The sequence below is a fragment of the Streptomyces avermitilis MA-4680 = NBRC 14893 genome (assembly GCF_000009765.2).
Lineage (GTDB): Bacteria > Actinomycetota > Actinomycetes > Streptomycetales > Streptomycetaceae > Streptomyces > Streptomyces avermitilis.
Window position 1 is genome coordinate 5,657,173 of sequence record NC_003155.5, and the last position, 17,950, is coordinate 5,675,122.

A 17,950-nucleotide genomic window follows, 5' to 3' on the forward strand; every position below is an offset into this window, starting at 1 on the left:
CTTCTTCTTTTGCTGATCCTGGTGGTGTTCGGATTCGGCTTCACGACGCAGACCCTGTGGTGGGCCGCGGCCGTACTGCCGGCTTTCCGGATCGATCGTCGGCTTCGCCACGTGGACCACACATCGCACGACGAAAGCGGCACACGATGATGTACGACCAGACACGCGCTCAGCAGCCCGCGGACAGCGTCACCGGCTCCGCCGGACGCCGTACCCCGGGTCCGGAGCCGCTGCTCCCGTCCGATGAACGGGCCAAGCTCGCCCTGCGCCTCCAGCAGGCCCTCAACAACTTCGCCGACAGCCCGCGGCAGTCGTTGGAAGAGGCCGAGGGCGCATTCGACGAAGCCGTCGCCCACCTCACGAACACCCTCGCGGAACGGCGGCGTGCCCTCCATGAGGGCTGGCAGGACCACGACCCCGAAACACAGTCGGACGCACTCCGGCTCGCACTGAGGGAGTACCGGGAGATCACGCAACGGCTGCTGCGCGTGTAAGCGGCCACGGATCCAGCTCACCGGCGTATCTGCCAGGAGTGGAATCGGGTGCCGAATTCGTTCGATCAATTCGACCGGAACCGGATGCCAGTAGTTCGGTACTCCCCTGTTCTGGAATGCCGGAAATGGGGAACGGCTCGCTGAATGCATATGGTCCGAGCCGCACCAGCCGCAGTATCATGGATTGTGGGTCGGCGCACTCTCACGTGCAGCCGCCCGGAAGGGCGACTCCGGCGCGTTTGCGCCGGAGTCGTTGTCAAGATCCCCACCCGCTGAGCGACGGCCCCACTCCCATGGAGGTGTTCGAGTCGTGACGTTCTTCCTGCTGCTGGTCCTCGTGGCCGTCGTCCTGGGGATCATCGGCGTGGCAGCCAAGGGTCTGGGCTATCTGCTGATCATCGGCATCGCGGTTCTCGTGGTCGATGTGGCCGTCGCCGCCGTGCGGTTGTCCCGACGTGCCCGGCGGCGCCCCCTCCGCTGACGGTGGTTGTGGCGGTGGCGGTGACAGCGCGGGATCACTGGCGCCGGGGCGCCGAATCGGAGCCGCTCCGAAATGCACTGAGTCGCTCAGAGCTGCTCAGCGCCGCTTCGAAATGCGTACGGCGCAGGCAGAACCGGAGTACGCGGGGCGCCCTCTTGGTGAACGGCTAGCATCGCGGAAATGATTGTCGGCCGGGATGGGGTGGGTGTGGTGGAGCACGCGGAGCAAGGCCCGCGGATCGCCGTCGCCGTGGTGACCATGGGGAATCGGCCCGCCGAGGTCGACGCGCTGCTCGCGTCCGTGGCCAAGCAGGACCTCCCGCCCGCGCGGATCGTCATCGTGGGCAACGGATGCCCGCTGCCCGAATTCGCCCGGCGCCTGGACCTGCCCGGCGAGGTCACCGGGATCGAGGTGGACGAGAACCTCGGCTGCCCGGGCGGGCGGAACGTGGCCCTGGCGAAGCTGCGGGAGTTCGGGGACGTCGACGTGGTCGTCGAACTCGACGACGACGGGCTGCTCGTCGACGCCGACGTACTGCGGCGCGTACGGGATCTGTACGCCGCAGACCCGCGGCTCGGCATCGTCGGATTCCGTATCGCCGACGAGAACGGCGAGACGCAGCGGCGCCACGTGCCCAGGGTCGGGAAGTCCGACCCCCTGCGCGGTGGGCCCGTGACGGGATTCCTCGGCGGTGGACACGCCCTGTCCATGGCGATGCTCGCCCGGACCGGCGACTGGCCCGCCGAGTTCTTCTTCGCGCACGAGGAGACCGACCTCGCCTGGCGGGCCACCGACGCCGGATGGACCATCCTCTACGCGCCCGAACTGCTCCTTCAGCACCCCAAGACCTCACCCGCCCGGCACGCCATCTACCACCGCGTGACCGCCCGCAACCGGGTCTGGCTCGCCCGCCGCCGGCTGCCGCTGCCGCTCATCCCCGTACACCTGGGCATCTGGATCGCCGTCACGCTCGTACGAACCCGGTCGGCCGGCGGACTGCGCGCCTGGTTCGGCGGTTTCATGGAAGGCGTGCGGACGTCCGGTGGGGAGCGGCGGCCCATGCGGTGGCGCACGGTGTGGCGGCTCACGCGGCTGGGACGACCGCCCGTCATCTGACCGACGGCCCCGGACCCACCTCGGCGGCAACACGAAGGCCCCGGTCGTTCACCTCTGACGACCAGGGCCTCTCGCATCTCCGGATCCGGCCACGGCGGCGACACTCCCCCGAGCTACGCGTGTACGCGCGTACCGTCGGGCCGGACCCGATGAGGTGATCACATCAGGCCACGCCAACGGATCGCTAACATGTGGCCAACGGTTTCAAAGGGGGCCGTGAGTCTCTCGGCGAGAAGTCGCCGAAACTCGGCGCAAAACCGAGGTGAGGCGGGGCAGTTCGCTGCCGCGCGGGAAGGCAGCGGGCGGCATATGCGGTACGGGCTGCGGTACGAACTGCGGTTCGGTCTCCTGGGCCCGCCGGTGCTGTACGACGCCGACGGCGAGGTCCGGCCGATCGGCAGCGGCAAGATGCGTGCCCTGCTGGCCGCGCTGCTGCTGGAGCCCGGACGGGTCGTCTCGGTCGACGCGCTCAAGGACGCCCTGTGGGGCGGTGCGCCGCCGGCGTCCGCGCAGGCGTCCCTGCAGAACCATGTGACCCGCCTGCGCCGCCTCCTCGGCGACGACCCCGAGCGGCTGCGTGCGGTACCGCCCGGCTATCTGCTGCGCGTCGGCGAGGGTGAGCTGGACGTCCGCGTCTTCGAGGACCATGTCGCCGCCGCGCGCGCCGCGCACGCCGGTGGTGACTGGGAGCGGACGGCGCGTGAGTGTGCGGCGGCGCTCGCGCTGTGGCGCGGCACCCCGCTGAGCGGCCTGCCGCCGGAGACGGGCGGGCACGCGCTGGTGCAACGTCTGGAGGAGGCGCGGCTGCTCGCCCGGGAGTGGGGCTTCGACGCCGAGCTGCACCTCGGCGGGGCACGCCTGGCCGCCCTCGTACCGGAGTTGGCCGCACTCGTCGCCGAATACCCGCTGCGGGAGGCCTTCCACCGGCTGCTGATGCTCGTCCTGCACGGCACCGGCCGGCAGGCCGAGGCGCTGGCCGTCCACCGGGACCTGCGGGCACGGCTCATCGAGGAACTCGGGGTCGAGCCGGGCTCCGCGGTGCGCGAGGCGCATCTGAAGATCCTTCGGGAGGGTGCCTGCGGCGCCGGGGAGACCCAGGGGTGCTCGGGCGGGGGCGCGGCCCTGGGCGGGCCTGCCGTGGTCCCGGACCCGGGCGAGGCGGGCAAGGACGCGGGCGCCTACGAGGCGGGGGAGGGCTCGGGTGAGGGCTCGGACGAGGCGGGGAAGGGTGCGGGGGAGGACTCCGACGGGGGTACCGCCCGGGCGGCCGTCCCAGCCGTCCCAGCCGTCCCAGCCGTGGCGACCCCGCCCCGGCCCGCCCAACTTCCCCCCGCGCCCGCCCACTTCACCGGCCGTGGCGACGTACGCGCGGAACTGCTGCGGGCTCTCGACCCAGAGCGCGGCTCGTGCGCCGTCGCCGTGCTCAGCGGCATGGCCGGGGTCGGCAAGAGCGCGCTCGCGCTGCACGCGGCGCATGGTCTGCGGAAACGTTTCACTGATGGGCAGTTGTACGTCAACCTGCACGGCGCCACGCCCGGCATGGCCCCGCTCGCGCCGGGGCAGGCACTCGCCTCGCTCCTGCGGGACCTCGGCGTCGAGGCCCGGCGCATCCCCGAACATCCGGACGCGGCGGCCGCGCTGCTGCGCTCGCTGCTCGCACCGACCCGCACCCTGATGGTGCTGGACGACGCCGCGAACGCCGCACAGATACGGCAACTGCTGCCCGGCGGCCCGGAGTGCGCGGTGATCGTGACCAGCCGTTCGCCGCTCACCGCGCTCGACGGCGCCCGCCGCTTCCCGCTCGCGCCGCTGTCGGAGGAGGAGAGCGCACAGCTGCTGCGTGCGGTCTCCGGGCGGGGGGACGGGCTCGACGGCGCGCACCGTCTCGTCGAACTCGCGGGCCGGCTGCCGCTCGCCCTGCGTATCGTCGCCGCGCGGCTCGCGGCCCGGCGGGCCCTCACCCCCGACGACCTCGCCGGTCAACTCGCCGCCACCGACGGGCGCTTGCATCACCTCGAGTACGACGACCTGAGCGTGCGCAGATCACTGGCCGTCGCGCACGACGCGCTGAGCGCCTCCGACCGGGAGGCCGACCGGGACGCGGCGCTCGCGCTGTGCCGCATCGGCGCGCTCGACCTCCCCGAGTACGGGGCGCCCCTCCTCGCCCGCCTCACCGGCACGGACGAACGCCGCGCGGAAGCCGCCCTCGACCGCCTCGTCGACGTCGCGCTCCTGGAGGAGACGGCGTTCGGGCGCTACGCCCCCCACGACCTCGTGCGGGACTTCGCACGGGAGATCGCGGGGACGGCCGGGACAGCTGTGACGGCCGGGACGGCGGCATCCGTCACGGATTCATACGCCCGGGGTACCGGCCCCGCCGCTCCGGGCGCTCCGGGCTCTGCGGTTTCCGCGGATTCCGCGGATTCCGCGGCCTCTGCGGGTTCCACAGGCTCCACGGATGCCGGTCCCGGTGAGGGCGACGCCGTCCCTGACCTGGCCCTGCGCTGGTACGCCGCCACGGCTGCCCGCTCCTATCAGGCGATCGTCGAGCCGAGCGCCGTCCGGTCGGACCGGCTGCGGACGACGCCGTCGGAGCCGGACGCGCACGCGGCGGACGTGGCGGCCGCGGCCGACTTCGGCTCTGCCGACGAGGCCCACGCCTGGATCGGCCTGGAACTGGCGAACGCGGTCGCGCTGGTCGAGCGGTACGCGCAGGCGTCCGCCTATGTCCCCCTTCTCGCGCGCTATCTCGCCGTGTCCCTCCAACGCGGTGGCCGGCTGGGCGAGTTGGAGGTGCTCGGCGAGGCCGCCCTGGGCGCGGCGCGCCGGCTCGGGGACGAGCCCGCCGAGGCGTTCGCCCTGCTGGACCTGGCGGGGCTGCACTTTCTGAAGGGGCGGGCGAACGACTCGCTCGCCCTGCTCGACCGCGCCCTGGAGATCTGGCGCCGGCTCGACTTCCTCTCGTGCCTGTGCCGGGGGCTCGGCAACCGCGGGCTGCTGCTCGAAGGGCTCGGCCGCTACGAGGAGTCCGGCGAGACCCTGCGGCAGTGCCTGGAGTACGCGCGTGTACTGAACGACCCGCACAGCGAGGCCATCACGTACAGCAATCTCGGCAACCTCTACGAGCACACGGACCCGCGCGCCGCCATCGAGCAGCACCGGCGCAGCCTGGAGATCGGCGAGGCCATCGGGGATGTGGTCGTCCGCCACTCCGCGCACTGCAACATCGGCTACGCCCACCTCACCCTCGGCGAACCGGACGCCGCCGTACCGCACTTCGAGGAGAGCCTGCGCATCCTCGGCGGCCATGACAACCGGCACTGGCAGGGGGAGCGGCAGACCCGGCTCGGTCTGGTGCGCGCGCTGCGGGGGCAGGGGGACGTGGCGCGGGCCGCGCGCGAGTGCGACAAGCTGCTGACCCTCGCGGGCCGCCGCAGCGACCGCTACTCCGAGGGGCTCGCCCGCCACCAGCGGGGGCTGCTGCGGCTCGCGGCGGGCGACACGGACGAGGCGCTCCGTCAGTGGAAGTCGGCACTGGACGCCCTGGACGGGACGGACACGCCGGTGGTGGCGGAGCTGCGGGAACTCCTCATTTGGCGTCGGCATAGCACTCCACCACCGCCGTCGTGAACGAGAACCGCACCGGCGTCTCGCCGAACGTCAGCCGGCCCGCCAGGTCCGCCGCCTCCCGGATCGCCGCGACCACCGTGTCCGCCTCCTCGGCCGGGCAGTGCACGATCACCTCGTCGTGCTGGAAGAAGACCAGCTCGGCCGCCAGGCCGGCGCAGGCGCGCCGGAGCGCGGCGAGCAGCAGCAGGGCCCAGTCCGCCGCGCTGCCCTGCACCACGAAGTTGCGTGCGAAGCGGCCGCGGGCCCGCGAGTTCGTGGAGGCGTAGCCCGGCATCCACTCCTGCGCGGCGCCCGAGGACGGCGCCGGTTCGTCCTGCGGGATGCCCGCCTCCTCCGCGCTGTCCTCGGACGCTCCGGCCGCCGGTGGGCTCGTACGCCCCAGCCAGGTCCGTACGAGGCGGCCCTCCTCGCCCGCGCGGGCCGCGTCGTCGACGTACGCGACGGCCTTGGGGAAGCGGCGGCGCAGCGCGGCGAGGTTCTTGAGGCCGTCCCCGGACGTCTGTCCGTAGATCGCGCCGAGCACCGCCAGTTTCGCCTGGGCGCGGTCGCCGGAGAACGCGCGGTCCGACACCGACTGGTACAGGTCGCTCTCGCGGCCAGCGACCTCCATCAGGCCGGGGTCCCGGGAGATCGCGGCCAGCACGCGGGGCTCCATCTGGTCGGCGTCGGCCACGACCAGCCGCCAGCCCGGGTCGGCGACCACGGCGCGCCGGATGACCTTGGGGATCTGCAGCGCGCCGCCCCCGTTGGTCACCCACCGTCCGGTGACCGTGCCGCCCGGCAGGTACTCGGGCCTGAAGCGGCCGTCGCGCACCCAGTCCTGGAGCCACGACCAGCCGTGGGCGACCCAGATCCGGTACAGCTTCTTGTACTCGAGGAGTGGCTTCACGGCCGGGTGGTCGACGGACTCGATCTCCCACCGGCGCGTGGACCTGACCTTGATCCCGGCCTGGGCGAACGCCTTGACGACGTCGGTGGGGAGATCGGGCCGGACGCGGCGGCCGAAGGCGGCCGACACCTCGTCGGTGAGCTCGGCCAGCCGCCGGGGCTCGCCCCCGCCCGCGTACCGCTCGCCGAGCAGTTCGTTCAGCAGGTCGCGGTGCACGTCCGCGCGCCAGGGCAGCCCCGCGGCGTTCATCTCGGCGGCCACGAGCATGCCCGCCGACTCGGTGGCGGTCAGAAGGCGCATGCGGTCCGGGTGCGCGGTCGCGTCGTGCCGGCGCTGCTGGTCCGCGTACACCTCGATGAGGTCGTCCACGGGTAGGTGGACCGGGCGCGGTTCGAAGAGGGAGGACTGCGATCCGGGCACGGCGGCGCGCTGCGGCGGATCGGGCGGTACGGGGCCGCCGCGCAGTCTGGCCAGCGCGGCGGCGGCCGACCGGGGCTCGCCGAGCCGGCCCTCGTGGCCGAGGAGCAGGGTCTCGGCGGCCTCGATGTCGTAGCACCGCTCGACTCGCACCCCCGCGGCGAGCAGGCGCGGTGCCATGTCGGCCGTGGACCGCCAGACCCACCGGGTCGCCTCGGGCCGCGACCGCACGGCCTCGACGAGATCCGGTTCCCTGCGCACGGGCCCGGAGGGCAGCCCGCCGTCGCCGAGGGCGACGACCTCCGCGCCACCGTCCTCGGCCGGTGCGAGAGCCCAGCGCCCGGTCATGCTGCGAGTGTGGCAGGAGGGTCTGACAACGCCCGCGGTTCACCGCGGGGCAGGCGGCGGGCCCGCGCTGCCGCCCGGTCATCCCTCTTGCCTTGCCCGAGCTGCCCGCTCATCCCTCTTGCCTTGCCCGAGTCGCCCGCTCACTCCCCGCGCTCGTGCGCCTTCGCCAGTTCCTCCAGTGCCTTCGACACATGGGCCTCCGCCGCCTTGTCGACCCAGGCCGGTCAGGACGCCCTTGCCGTTCTCCAGCTCCAGCAAGGCCAGGAGGATGCGCTCGGTGCCGATGTAGTTGTGGCCGAGGCGCAGGGCCTCGCGGAAGGTGAGTTCGAGGGCCTTCTTCGCGGCCGGGCCGTACGGGATCAGCTCGGGGACCGTGTCCGCCGACGGCGGCAGCGCCGCGGTCGCCGCCCGGCGTACGGAGTCCGGCGGGGCCCCCTGCGCGGTGACCGCCTTCGCCGCGAGCGCCTCCGGCTCCGCCAGCAGGCCCAGGACCAGGTGCTCGGGCAGGCTCTCGGCGTTGCCCGCGGCCTTGGCCTCGTTGTGCGCGGCCAAGACCACGTTGCGGGCGCGTTCGGTGTAGCGGCTGAAGCCCTGGCTGGGGTCGAGGTCCACCTCCGCCTTGGGCACGAACCGCTTCTGCGCCGCCTGCCGGGTCACGCCCATGCTCTTGCCGATGTCCGTCCAGGACGCGCCCGAACGGCGGGCCTGGTCCACGAAGTGCCCGATCAGATGGTCGGCCACGTCGCCCAGGTGGTCCGCGGCGATCACCGCGTCTGGAGCTGGTCGAGTGCGTCGGTGTGCACCTTCTTGATGGCGTCGATGAGGTCGTCGAGACGTACGGATGCCGTGTCGAGTGGGTTCGTCGTCATGTGTCAACCGCAGGTCGACACTTGCCGTGCGTCAACTTGAAGTTGACGCTGAACGCTGTCCACGCGCGCGTACCCCCCGTTCCGCCTCCCGCCCGGCGTGTCACGATCGACGCGTGAGTACGACGACCACCGTGGACCGTGCCTTCGAGGCCGCCCTGTACGCCGACACCGACGCCACCCTCGACGCCGGCGCCTCGCTGCTCGCCGCCGACCCCGCGGCCGACGCCGAACTGGCTCGGCGCGGCGAGGAGTTCGTCGCCACGGCGTGGCGGCGCGGCTGGCAGCCCGCCGACCTCGTACGCGTCGTGCGCCGCGAGCTGGACGACGTACACATACGTCTGGTGTCGGCGCTGATCCTCGCCCAGGCGCCACGGCACCCGAACCCGGGACCCCGCTGGGCCGCGCAGCTCGGCGAACTCGACGGCGCCGAGGCCCCGCGCACCGACCGCTTCTCGTACGCGACCGCCGTACTGGAGCTGTACCGGCTCCTCCTGCGCCTCCCCGCCATCGAGCCGGTCGAGCCGCTGGAGCCCCCGGCCGGACGGGCCGCGCCCCGGGACTCGGACTCCCGCATGCTCGCCAGGATCCGCGCCCTGCTCGCGAAGGCGGAGGCGACCGGGTTCCCTCAGGAGGCTGAGGCGCTCAGCGCCAAGGCGCAGGAGCTGATGACGCGGCACAGCATCGACGAGGCGCTGCTCGCGTCCCGCGCGCCCGGCAAGGGCGCGCCCGGCGCCTGCCGGATCGGGGTGGACCCGCCCTACGAGACGGCCAAGGCGGTGCTCCTGGACGCGGTGGCCGGCGCGAACCGCTGCCGGGCCGTGTGGAACGACTCCCTCGGCTTCTCCACCGTCGTCGGCTTCGAACCCGACCTCGAGGCGGTCGAACTCCTCTACACCTCGCTGCTCGTCCAGGCCACGGCCGCGATGACGAAGGCGGAGGCGGCCCAGCGGGCGGGCGGCCGGAAGCGTACGAAGACGTTCCGGCAGTCGTTCCTGGCCGCGTACGCGCACCGGATCGGCGACCGCCTTGCGGACGTGGCCCAGGGGCAGGCCACGCAGGCCGAGGGGGAGCTGCTGCCGGTGCTCGCGGCCCGCGACGTGGCGGTCGCCGACCACCTGGAGCAGATGTTCCCCGAGACCGTGACCACCCGGCTGCGCGGGGTCAGCGACGCGGCCGGATGGGAGCAGGGGGCGGCCGCCGCCGACCGGGCCCAGGTCAGGGGCCGGCGGCCGATCCCCTGACCCCGCCGGCTCAGTCGCCCGCGACCTGGAAGGGGCTGACGGAGGCGTTCGGGTCGTCCCCGGTCTTCAGCGCGACAGCGCCGTACGACCACGGGAAACTCTTCGCGTCGCCGCCGCCGGGGATCGTGATCTTCACGGTCTTCACGGCGGCGCTGTCCTTGGCGCCGGACTTCCCGCGGACGTAGGTGATCGTGAAGGTCGCCGCGGTGTCCGGCTGGAGCGTGACCTTCGCCGCCTTCGCGCCCGGCTGCCTCCCGGCGGTCCAGGAGGCGTCGCCGCTGTTCAGCTCGATGCCGGGGAAGCCCTTGAGCGTGCAGGGGGCCGAGTCGAGGTTGGTCACCGTGACAGGGACGTTGCCGGTGTCGCCGGCCGTGGTGGCGGCGTTGCCGGGCTCGACCTCGATGCCGAACCGGCAGGAGGCGGCCTTGCTGCTCTGGTCGCTGCTGCCGCTGCCGCTGCCGCCGCTGTCGCAGGCGGTCAGGGCGAGGGCCGCCGCGAGGGCGGTGACGGCGATGGGGATGGCGCGCATGAGGATCCTCTGGAGCTACGGGAGCCGAAGCCGTACGTCGTGACGGCGCCCATGGATCATCACGCAGGCGGACGGGCAGGCGTCGCGCGCCCCCCTCCTACCACCGCGCTCCCTGCACGGAGGACCGGAGCCGTTCGTCCACAAGGGCGCCGATCTCCTGCCGGAGTCGCCCGTCGCGCTCACCGAGACCCGCGCAGGCGAAGCAGGCGGCGACGCGAACGCGAACGGACCGCGGCGACGCGAACGCGAACGGACCGCGGCGACGCGAACGCGAACGGACCACGACGGCGCGAACGCGAACGGACCACGACGGCGCGAACGCGAACGGACCGCGGCGACGCGGACCCGAGCGGGCCGCGACGACCCGAGCGGGCCGCGACGACCCGAGCGGGCCACGACGGCGCGAACGCGAACGGACCGCGGAGCCCGAAGGACTCCGCGGCCCGTCGAAGCACGGCCGGCTCAGGAGCTCAGGCTCGCCGTGGGCAGCCCGCTCGGCAGGGCCCCGCCCTTGGACTTCATGTACGTCTCCGCGCCGAGCTTGCCCGTCCACGTCACCTTCATGGACTTGGCGTCGACGGAGTCGACCATGCCGGTCTTGCGGTCCGTGTTCCCGTCGCTGCACTTCAGGTGGATCATCTGCATGCCCGCCTCCTCGCCGGCGGTCCCGCTGCACACCGTGCCGCCGGTCGAGAAGAGCCCGGCCTGCTTGCCGGTGATCACCAACGCCACGGCCTTGCCGTCGGAGGTGGCCAGCCAGCTGCCCTCGAGCTTCCCGGCCGCGGCGCTCGGTGAGGCTTTGCCGGAGCCGCCGCTGTCCGTAGCGGACGAGGACGCGGACGCGCTCGGGGTCGAGGAGTCGCTGTCGCCGGATCCGCTGCTGCACCCGGTCAGCGCGAGCGCGGCCGCCAGACCCGCGGACGCGACCGCGATACGCGCCGGACGGTGCGGGACGTAGGACGCCGAAGTCACTGAAGTCTCCCAACGATGTGCCGGTGATGTCGCCCGAACGGCAGCGGCGAACGACAGCGGCAAGCTACCAGGAGGACTTACGAACGCCCGGGAGAAATCCCGCGTGCGCTTGCTCACGCAGGTTCACCCGGGACAGGCCGAAGGCCCGGTGATAGCCGCGTGGCCGGCCGTCCACGCTGTCCCGGTTGCGTACGCGCGTGGCGCTGGCGTCGCGCGGCTGCCTGCGCAACTCCTGCTGGGCGGCGCGCCGCTCGGCCTCCGGTGTCGACGGCCGGCGGATGATCTCCGTCAGTTCGGCCCGCCGTGTGGCGTACCGCGCGACGGTCTCCTGGCGCCTGTCGTTCTTCGCGATTTTGCTCTTCTTCGCCATCAGACCTTCACCCCGCGGGCCCGGATCCGGGCGACGGCCGCTTCGACGCCGAGGGTGTCGACGGTCTTGATGCCCTTCGCGCTCAGTCGCAGCCGCACATGGCGGCCCTCGCTCGCCAGCCAGTAGCGCTTGCTCTGGATGTTGGGGTCGAAGCGGCGCGAGGTGCGCCGGTGGGAGTGGGAGATCCGGTTGCCGAAGCCCGGCCGGGCGCCGGTCAGCATGCAGTGGGCGGACAGGGTGACGCACCTCTCTCGGTTCGCTGGAGCGACTTGTGGAAATGGAAGTCGTTTTCAGTAAGATACCAGCATGGCACGCAACGAACTCCGTCCCGTCATCAAACTCAGGTCCACGGCCGGAACCGGTTTCACCTACGTCACCCGCAAGAACCGCCGCAACGACCCGGACCGCATGACCCTGCGCAAGTACGACCCGATCGCCCGCCGGCACGTCGACTTCCGAGAGGAGCGCTGAGCGTCATGCGCGAAGGAATCCACCCGGCGTACGCGCCCGTCGTCTTCCGGGACCGCGCCGCGAACCACGCCTTCCTCACCCGCTCGACCATGACGAGCGAGAAGACGGTCGAGTGGACGGACGGCCACACGTACCCCGTGGTCGACGTCGAGATCTCGAACGTCAGCCACCCCTTCTACACGGGCACCGCACGCGTGCTGGACACGGCCGGGCGCGTGGAGCGCTTCGAGCGCCGGTACGGAAAGGGGAGCTGAGCCGATGAGTCACCTCTCAGTGGTGATCGTCGGCGGGCTGCACGCCGACGCGCGGCGGGCCGCCGTCGCACGGTTGCTCGCCGACGTACCGGGCAGCGTCGCGCTCCACCACGACCTCGCGACCGCCGCGGCGGGCACGGTCGTACGCACCGTCCGCGACGCCACCGGCCTGCTGTCGGCCGGTGAGGCCCCCCTCGTCGACGACTGCGCGTGCTGCGCCCTGCGCGAGGACCTGGTGCCGGAACTGGAGCGCCTCGCGGACGCGGGCCGCACCAGGCTGGCCGTCGTCGAGCTGTGGGACTCGGTCGAGCCGAAGGCGATGGCCGAGGTGGTGGCGGGGAGCGGGCTGCGGCTCACCGGGGTGATCACCGCGGTCGACCCCGCGCTGCTGCTGCCCTGCCTCGGCAACGGGGACGATCTCGCGGACGCCGGACTCGCCGCCGCCGCCACGGACCGGCGGACGGTCGCCGACACGTTCGCCCGGCAACTGGAGTACGCGCCCGTCCTGGCCGTCGCCGAGTCCGAGCACGCCGACGACGAGGACCGGGCCCTGCTCGCGCAGCTGCACCCGACCGCCCGCCAAGTCCCCATCGCGGGCGACCGGCCAGAGGGCTCGGCGGGCTCGGGCCACCAGGGCGGGGAGCCCGCCGACGGGCACACGGTCAACGGGCATACGGACGACGGGCACACGGTCAACGGGCATACGGACGACGGGCATACGGACGACGGGCATACGGGCGTCGGGCGCACGGAGGGTATGCGTACGGAGAGCGTGCGCGCCTCGGGACGGACACCCGCGGGCGCGCCCCTCTCGGCGCTCGCGCACGCCGCCCTCGCCGGGTTCGACGTGGAGGCGGCCGCCGCCGCCCAGCACCCGGCGTGCGCGAGGCTGCCCGCCGAGGCCGATGCCCACGGCGTCGCCACCCTCGTATGGCACCGCAGGCGCCCCTTCCACCCCGAGCGGCTGTACACGGCCTTGGAGGATCTGACCTGCGCGGCGGCCCGGAGCCGAGGACGGTTCTGGCTCGCCGACCGGCCCGACACACTGCTGCACTGGGACGCCGCCGGGGGTGCGCTGTGCGTGGAGAACGCGGGGCCCTGGCTGGCCTCGCTGCCGGACGCGGCCTGGGACCTGGTCCCACCGGTGCGCCGGGCCGCCGCCGCGCTGGACTGGCACCCGGAGCACGGGGACTGCTGCCAGCACCTGGTCTTCACCTCGCCGGGCCTGGACCGCGACGGCCTCGAACTCCTTCTGGAGTCCTGCCTGTTGACCGACACCGAGTACGCCGCGGGCCGCGCCGCCTGGCAACAGCTGCCGCCCGCCTTCGACACCCTCCTGGAGGCCTGATGCCCCGCAAGCCCGTCCGCAAGGTCGCGTCCACGCCGCGGCCGAACCCCCTGGACCAGAACGGCATCACCTACATCGACTACAAGGACACCGATCTGCTGCGGAAGTTCCTCTCCGACCGAGGCAAGATCCGCAGCCGCCGGGTCACCCGCGTGACGGCCCAGCAGCAGCGGCTGCTGGCGAGGGCCGTCAAGAACGCGCGGGAGATGGCGCTGCTGCCGTACTCCAGCCGCTGATCCCGAAGCCGGGCACCGGTACACGACGCCTCCGCGCGGTACGACGCCCTCCGCGCGGTACACGACGCCCTCCGCGCGGTACACGATGACGTTCGTGCGGTACACGATGACGTTCGTGCCGCGGCCCCGACTCCGGCTTCTCCGGCACGGTCTACGTGCGGGTTCTCGCGTTCTCGGCCCGGCGGACGCCGCGCGTCCGCCGGGCCGACGCCGACCCCGCCCGTCCCGCGGACTGGACCATTACGTGGACACTGGAACAGGAAGGCCGCGGTACGCGTCTGTTCCTAGTACATGAGGGATTCGATCCGGACGACCCGGCACGGCTGATGGCGCGGAAAATCATGGACGGGGGCTGGAGATCGCATGTGGTGCGAGCTCCGGGGAAAGCGCTTGAGCGACTGGTCAAGCAACCGTAAAAGCTGTAATCGCGGGACCACCCCCCGTGCACGTGCATCTGCTCATGCATCTGCATGTGAACGGAGTTATGATCCGGGGCAGTTGACCACTGCATCAATGGCCACATCAGCCAATGCACCACCCGGGGAGCGACCTGTGGACCACGACGTGTACGACGTGGATGACGTGTACAACGGCATGGCTGCGACGAGGCTGCACGGGGCGGCCTGGCAGAAGAGCAGGCACAGCAACTCGCAGGGGTCCTGCGTGGAGTTCGCCCGGCTGCCCGGGGGTGAGGTGGCGGTGCGGAATTCGCGGTTCCCCGACGGGCCGGCGCTCGTCTACACCCGTGCCGAGATAGAGGCCATGCTCCTCGGCATCAAGGACGGCGAGTTCGATCACCTGATCGTCGGCGGCTGAACCCACGACGCGCGGCAATCGCGCGACGACCCTGCGTGACGCGCGTAGAACCGCGGCGCACAAAGGCGCCGCGGTGTGTAACACGCGTAGATACGGGGCGTCAGAAAACGCCGTGGTGCATTACTCGGAAGCCGGATTGTGGGTCAGCCGGAACAGCGCCCAGACCACCTTGCCGTTGAACGCGGCGGTGACCGCGTGTCCGCGCCCCGACTCGTGGTGCGGGCTCGGTGACGGGTGCCAGCCCCAGCTGTCCGCGAACGAGTCGACCAGGAACAGGCCGCGGCCCGACTCCGCCGAGAAGTCCTCCGACTCCCGTGCGACGGGACTGTCGTGGCTGGGGTCGCGCACGGCGCACACCAGTCGCGAGGTCCAGCGCATCAAGTGGAGCCGCACGGGCGGGTCCTGCTCGTTCGTGCGCGGGGTGTCCGAGGGCAGCGCGTGCCGCAGAGCGTTGGTGACGAGTTCGGAGACCACGAGACATATGTCGTCGAAGCGGTCGCCGGCGTCCCACTGGTCGAGCGTTCTGCGGGTGAACTGCCGCGCCTCGCGCACCGCTTCATAGCGGGCGGGCAGGGCACACGAAGCGGCGTTGGACACGGCCGCGGGATCGAGTGGCGGAAGCCCCTGCCGTAAGGGTTCGAGCATGGTCGATCCATTCGTCCCCATGCGAGGCACTCCCGGGTGTTCGCGGTCGTTGCGATGCAGCGGTGGCGCGAGACCATGGTTTCGGATGCGTACAGCAGATGCAAGGGCAGATGCACGTGCACGCGCCTGAATTGACCTCCCCGTACCGCTTGTTACTCATTTCTTCTGTCACTTTCTTCCCGCCTGCTTGCCTTTTCCTGATCATCCCCTGTGGCTCATCCGTAACTCCTTACTCTTTCTGTAACTGGATGAGTACAGCTCGGAGTGTTTTAGTGGCAGACTTCGCGGTCGGAAGACGGTTGGGGAGGCTGAGGAAGTGAGCGCTGGGGAGTCGAGCGGCTCGGTGGTGCGGCGCATGCTGCTGGGATCGCACCTCAGGCGTCTGCGGGAGTCGCGCGGCATCACCCGGGAAGCGGCCGGCTACTCGATCCGCGCCTCCGAATCGAAGATCAGCCGCATGGAGTTGGGACGGGTGAGCTTCAAGACGCGCGATGTCGAGGACCTGCTGACCTTGTACGGCATCACCGACGACTCCGAACGCACCTCCCTCCTCTCGCTCGCGAAGGAAGCCAACGTCGCGGGCTGGTGGCACAGTTACTCGGACGTCCTGCCGAGCTGGTTCCCGACGTACGTCGGCCTGGAAGGCGCGGCGCACCTCATCCGGTCGTACGAAGTCCAGTTCGTGCACGGCCTGTTGCAGACCGAGGCGTACGCGCACGCGGTCGTCGCGCGCGGCATGCAGGGCGCGTCCGCCGCCGACATCGACCGGCGGGTGGCGCTGCGTCTGGAGCGGCAGAAGTACCTTGCCGCGAAGTCCGCCCCCGAGTTCCACGTCGTCCTCGACGAGGCCGCGCTGCGCCGCCCGTACGGCGACCGCACGGTGATGAGGGGCCAGCTCCAGCACCTGATCGACATCTCGGAGCGCCCCAACGTACGGCTTCAGGTCACGCCGTTCAGCTTCGGCGGGCACTCGGGCGAGAGCGGCTCCTTCACGATCCTCAGCTTCCCCGAGTCCGATCTGTCCGACGTGGTGTACCTGGAGCAGCTGACCAGCGCGCTGTATCTGGACAAGCGCGAGGACGTCACCCAGTACGAGGGCGCGCTGAAGCAGTTGCAGCAGGACAGCCCCGGGCCGGCCGAGAGCCGCGATCTCCTCAGGGGACTGCTCCAGCTTTCCTGAACGCCTCCCCGGGCTCCCCGAGTTGCCCTCAACTCCCTTGAAACACACGTACGATGACGTGTAATCAGACCGTGATGTCGACCGACGTCGATCGGGTGTCCGCCCCGGCTGCAAGGGATTGAGGGATCACACATGTCGTCCTACTTCACCGATCTGGCTCAGCAGTACATCGGTGGTGAGTGGCGCCCGGGCACAGGGTCCTGGGACATCATCGACTTCAACCCGTACGACGGTGAGAAGCTCGCGTCGATCACCATAGCCACGGTCGACGAGGTGGACGAGGCCTACCGGGCGGCCGCCGCGGCCCAGAAGGAATGGGCGGCGACCAACGCGTATGCCCGCCGTGCCGTGTTCCAGCGGGCCCTGCGCCTCATCGAGGACCGCGAGGCCGAGATAACCGAGGCCATCATCGCCGAGCTCGGCGGCACGCATCTGAAGGCCGGCTTCGAGCTGCACCTCGCCAAGCAGTTCCTCCTGGAGTCGATCAACCTGGCGCTGCGCCCCGAGGGACGGATCATCCCCTCGCCGGTCGACGGCAAGGAGAACCGCCTCTACCGCGTGCCCGTCGGCGTCGTCGGCGTGATCAGCCCGTTCAACTTCCCCTTCCTCCTGTCGCTGAAGTCCGTCGCCCCGGCCCTGGCCCTCGGCAACGGCGTGGTCCTCAAGCCGCACCAGAACACACCGATCGTCGGCGGCTCGCTGATCGCGAAGATCTTCGAGGACGCGGGTCTGCCGGGCGGCCTCCTGAACGTCGTGATCACCGACATCGCGGAGATCGGCGACGCCTTTCTCGAGCACCCGGTCCCGAAGGTCATCTCCTTCACCGGCTCCGACAAGGTTGGCCGCCACGTGGCCACCGTCTGCGCCGCCCAGTTCAAGCGCTCGGTGCTCGAACTCGGCGGCAACAGCGCCCTGGTGGTCCTGGAGGACGCGGACATCGACTACGCCGTGGACGCCGCGGTCTTCAGCCGGTACGTGCACCAGGGGCAGGTCTGCATGGCCGCGAACCGCGTTCTCGTGGACCGCTCGATCGAGGCGGAGTTCACCGAGAAGTTCGTCGCCAAGGTGAAGACGCTGAAGTCCGGTGACCCGCGCGACCCGCAGACGATCATCGGCCCGGTCATCAACTCCTCGCAGGCGGACGCGATCTCGGGCGCCGTCGACCAGGCGATCGCGGACGGCGCCATCGCGCTGGTGCACGGCACCACCACGGACAACCTCGTGGAGCCGTCCGTCCTGACCGGCCTGGCCGCCGACGCGCCCATCCTCCAGGAGGAGATCTTCGGCCCGGTCGCGCTCCTCATCCCCTTCGAGGGCGAGGAGGAGGCGGTCCGTATCGTCAACGACACCCCGTACGGCCTGAGCGGCGCCGTCCACACGGCCGACGTCGAGCGCGGTGTCGCCTTCGCCAAGCAGATCGACACCGGCATGTTCCACGTCAACGACGGCACCGTCCACGACGAGCCGCTGGTCGCCTTCGGCGGCGAGAAGTCCTCGGGCATCGGCCGGCTGAACGGCGAGGCGACGGTCGAGTCGTTCACCACGCAGAAGTGGATCTCGGTGCAGCACGGGCGGAGCTTCTTCCCGTTCTGATCCCGGGCACATGCCCTTCGGATCCCTTTCGGATCCCCTCGGATCCCCTTT

General features: G+C 71.5%; 19 protein-coding genes and 1 pseudogene. 13 read left to right on the forward strand and 7 right to left on the reverse strand.

Annotated features, from left to right (window positions below; translation table 11 throughout):
- Positions 1–149 precede the first annotated feature (149 nt).
- The 4 genes from SAVERM_RS23925 (at position 150) to SAVERM_RS23935 (ending at position 5,721) form a co-directional block, all read left to right on the forward strand.
- Complete coding sequence (locus tag SAVERM_RS23925) at positions 150–494, forward strand: hypothetical protein (RefSeq protein WP_010986057.1); 345 nt, start codon at positions 150–152, stop codon at positions 492–494.
- Between the two features lie 310 nt (positions 495–804).
- Positions 805–975 carry a hypothetical protein gene (locus SAVERM_RS43375; RefSeq protein WP_167544199.1) on the forward strand — a complete coding sequence of 57 codons (171 nt, stop codon included), beginning with the start codon at positions 805–807 and terminating at the stop codon, positions 973–975.
- 180 nt (positions 976–1,155) lie between these two features.
- Positions 1,156–2,091, forward strand: a complete 936-nt coding sequence (locus tag SAVERM_RS23930; RefSeq protein WP_010986058.1) for a glycosyltransferase family 2 protein — start codon at positions 1,156–1,158, stop codon at positions 2,089–2,091.
- Between the two features lie 309 nt (positions 2,092–2,400).
- Entirely contained in the window at positions 2,401–5,721 is a 3,321-nt protein-coding gene (locus tag SAVERM_RS23935; RefSeq protein ID WP_042493486.1) for an AfsR/SARP family transcriptional regulator, read from the forward strand.
- Here SAVERM_RS23935 and SAVERM_RS23940 read toward each other — a convergent pair.
- Both SAVERM_RS23940 and SAVERM_RS23945 read right to left on the reverse strand, forming a co-directional pair.
- Positions 5,681–7,375: a bifunctional 3'-5' exonuclease/DNA polymerase gene (locus SAVERM_RS23940; protein ID WP_010986060.1), complete on the reverse strand. Its 1,695-nt coding sequence runs from the start codon at positions 7,373–7,375 to the stop codon at positions 5,681–5,683. The two genes, SAVERM_RS23935 and SAVERM_RS23940, sit on opposite strands and share 41 nt — an antisense overlap.
- Before the next feature lie 140 nt (positions 7,376–7,515).
- Positions 7,516–8,244, reverse strand: a pseudogene (locus tag SAVERM_RS23945) (Clp protease N-terminal domain-containing protein).
- 113 nt (positions 8,245–8,357) lie between these two features.
- On the opposite strand from SAVERM_RS23945, the gene SAVERM_RS23950 reads away from it, so the two are divergent.
- Positions 8,358–9,485: a DUF2786 domain-containing protein gene (locus tag SAVERM_RS23950; RefSeq protein ID WP_010986062.1), complete on the forward strand. Its 1,128-nt coding sequence runs from the start codon at positions 8,358–8,360 to the stop codon at positions 9,483–9,485.
- 10 nt (positions 9,486–9,495) lie between these two features.
- Here the strand turns inward: SAVERM_RS23950 and SAVERM_RS23955 are convergent, their stop codons facing one another.
- The 4 genes from SAVERM_RS23955 to rpmB all read right to left on the reverse strand — a co-directional run bounded on the left by SAVERM_RS23955 (position 9,496) and on the right by rpmB (position 11,592).
- The gene (locus tag SAVERM_RS23955; RefSeq protein ID WP_010986063.1) at positions 9,496–10,014 is read right to left on the reverse strand and encodes a DUF4232 domain-containing protein; all 519 of its coding nucleotides are present in this window, start codon (positions 10,012–10,014) and stop codon (positions 9,496–9,498) included.
- 462 nt (positions 10,015–10,476) lie between these two features.
- Positions 10,477–10,986, reverse strand: coding sequence for a hypothetical protein (locus SAVERM_RS23960; RefSeq protein WP_010986064.1), 510 nt, complete (start codon positions 10,984–10,986; stop codon positions 10,477–10,479).
- Positions 10,987–11,050: 64 nt separating this feature from the next.
- Positions 11,051–11,356: a 30S ribosomal protein S14 gene (gene rpsN, locus SAVERM_RS23965; protein WP_010986065.1), complete on the reverse strand. Its 306-nt coding sequence runs from the start codon at positions 11,354–11,356 to the stop codon at positions 11,051–11,053.
- Positions 11,356–11,592, reverse strand: coding sequence for a 50S ribosomal protein L28 (rpmB, locus tag SAVERM_RS23970; protein ID WP_037649145.1), 237 nt, complete (start codon positions 11,590–11,592; stop codon positions 11,356–11,358). Before rpmB ends, rpsN begins: the two co-directional genes overlap by 1 nt.
- 70 nt (positions 11,593–11,662) lie before the next feature.
- Between rpmB and rpmG the strand changes: the two genes are divergently transcribed.
- The 6 genes from rpmG to SAVERM_RS23995 all read left to right on the forward strand — a co-directional run bounded on the left by rpmG (position 11,663) and on the right by SAVERM_RS23995 (position 14,481).
- Positions 11,663–11,827, forward strand: coding sequence for a 50S ribosomal protein L33 (rpmG, locus tag SAVERM_RS23975; protein WP_010986067.1), 165 nt, complete (start codon positions 11,663–11,665; stop codon positions 11,825–11,827).
- A 5-nt stretch (positions 11,828–11,832) separates the two neighbouring features.
- Entirely contained in the window at positions 11,833–12,081 is a 249-nt protein-coding gene (locus SAVERM_RS23980; protein ID WP_010986068.1) for a type B 50S ribosomal protein L31, read from the forward strand.
- A 4-nt stretch (positions 12,082–12,085) separates the two neighbouring features.
- On the forward strand, positions 12,086–13,429 hold the full coding sequence (locus SAVERM_RS23985; protein ID WP_010986069.1) for a GTP-binding protein: 1,344 nt from the start codon (positions 12,086–12,088) through the stop codon (positions 13,427–13,429).
- Complete coding sequence (gene rpsR / locus SAVERM_RS23990; protein ID WP_010986070.1) at positions 13,429–13,665, forward strand: 30S ribosomal protein S18; 237 nt, start codon at positions 13,429–13,431, stop codon at positions 13,663–13,665. The genes SAVERM_RS23985 and rpsR overlap by 1 nt, the downstream gene beginning before the upstream one ends.
- A 155-nt stretch (positions 13,666–13,820) precedes the next feature.
- A complete protein-coding gene (locus SAVERM_RS40380; protein ID WP_370628358.1) occupies positions 13,821–14,081 on the forward strand; it encodes an SRPBCC family protein in 261 nt (86 codons plus the stop codon).
- Positions 14,082–14,217: 136 nt separating this feature from the next.
- The gene (locus SAVERM_RS23995; protein WP_037649147.1) at positions 14,218–14,481 is read left to right on the forward strand and encodes a DUF397 domain-containing protein; all 264 of its coding nucleotides are present in this window, start codon (positions 14,218–14,220) and stop codon (positions 14,479–14,481) included.
- A gap of 120 nt (positions 14,482–14,601) precedes the next feature.
- Here the strand turns inward: SAVERM_RS23995 and SAVERM_RS24000 are convergent, their stop codons facing one another.
- Positions 14,602–15,126, reverse strand: a complete 525-nt coding sequence (locus SAVERM_RS24000; RefSeq protein ID WP_010986072.1) for an ATP-binding protein — start codon at positions 15,124–15,126, stop codon at positions 14,602–14,604.
- A 355-nt stretch (positions 15,127–15,481) separates the two neighbouring features.
- On the opposite strand from SAVERM_RS24000, the gene SAVERM_RS24005 reads away from it, so the two are divergent.
- Complete coding sequence (locus tag SAVERM_RS24005; RefSeq protein WP_010986073.1) at positions 15,482–16,306, forward strand: helix-turn-helix domain-containing protein; 825 nt, start codon at positions 15,482–15,484, stop codon at positions 16,304–16,306.
- Positions 16,307–16,438: 132 nt separating this feature from the next.
- Positions 16,439–17,899, forward strand: coding sequence for an aldehyde dehydrogenase family protein (locus tag SAVERM_RS24010; protein WP_010986074.1), 1,461 nt, complete (start codon positions 16,439–16,441; stop codon positions 17,897–17,899).
- Positions 17,900–17,950 lie beyond the last annotated feature (51 nt).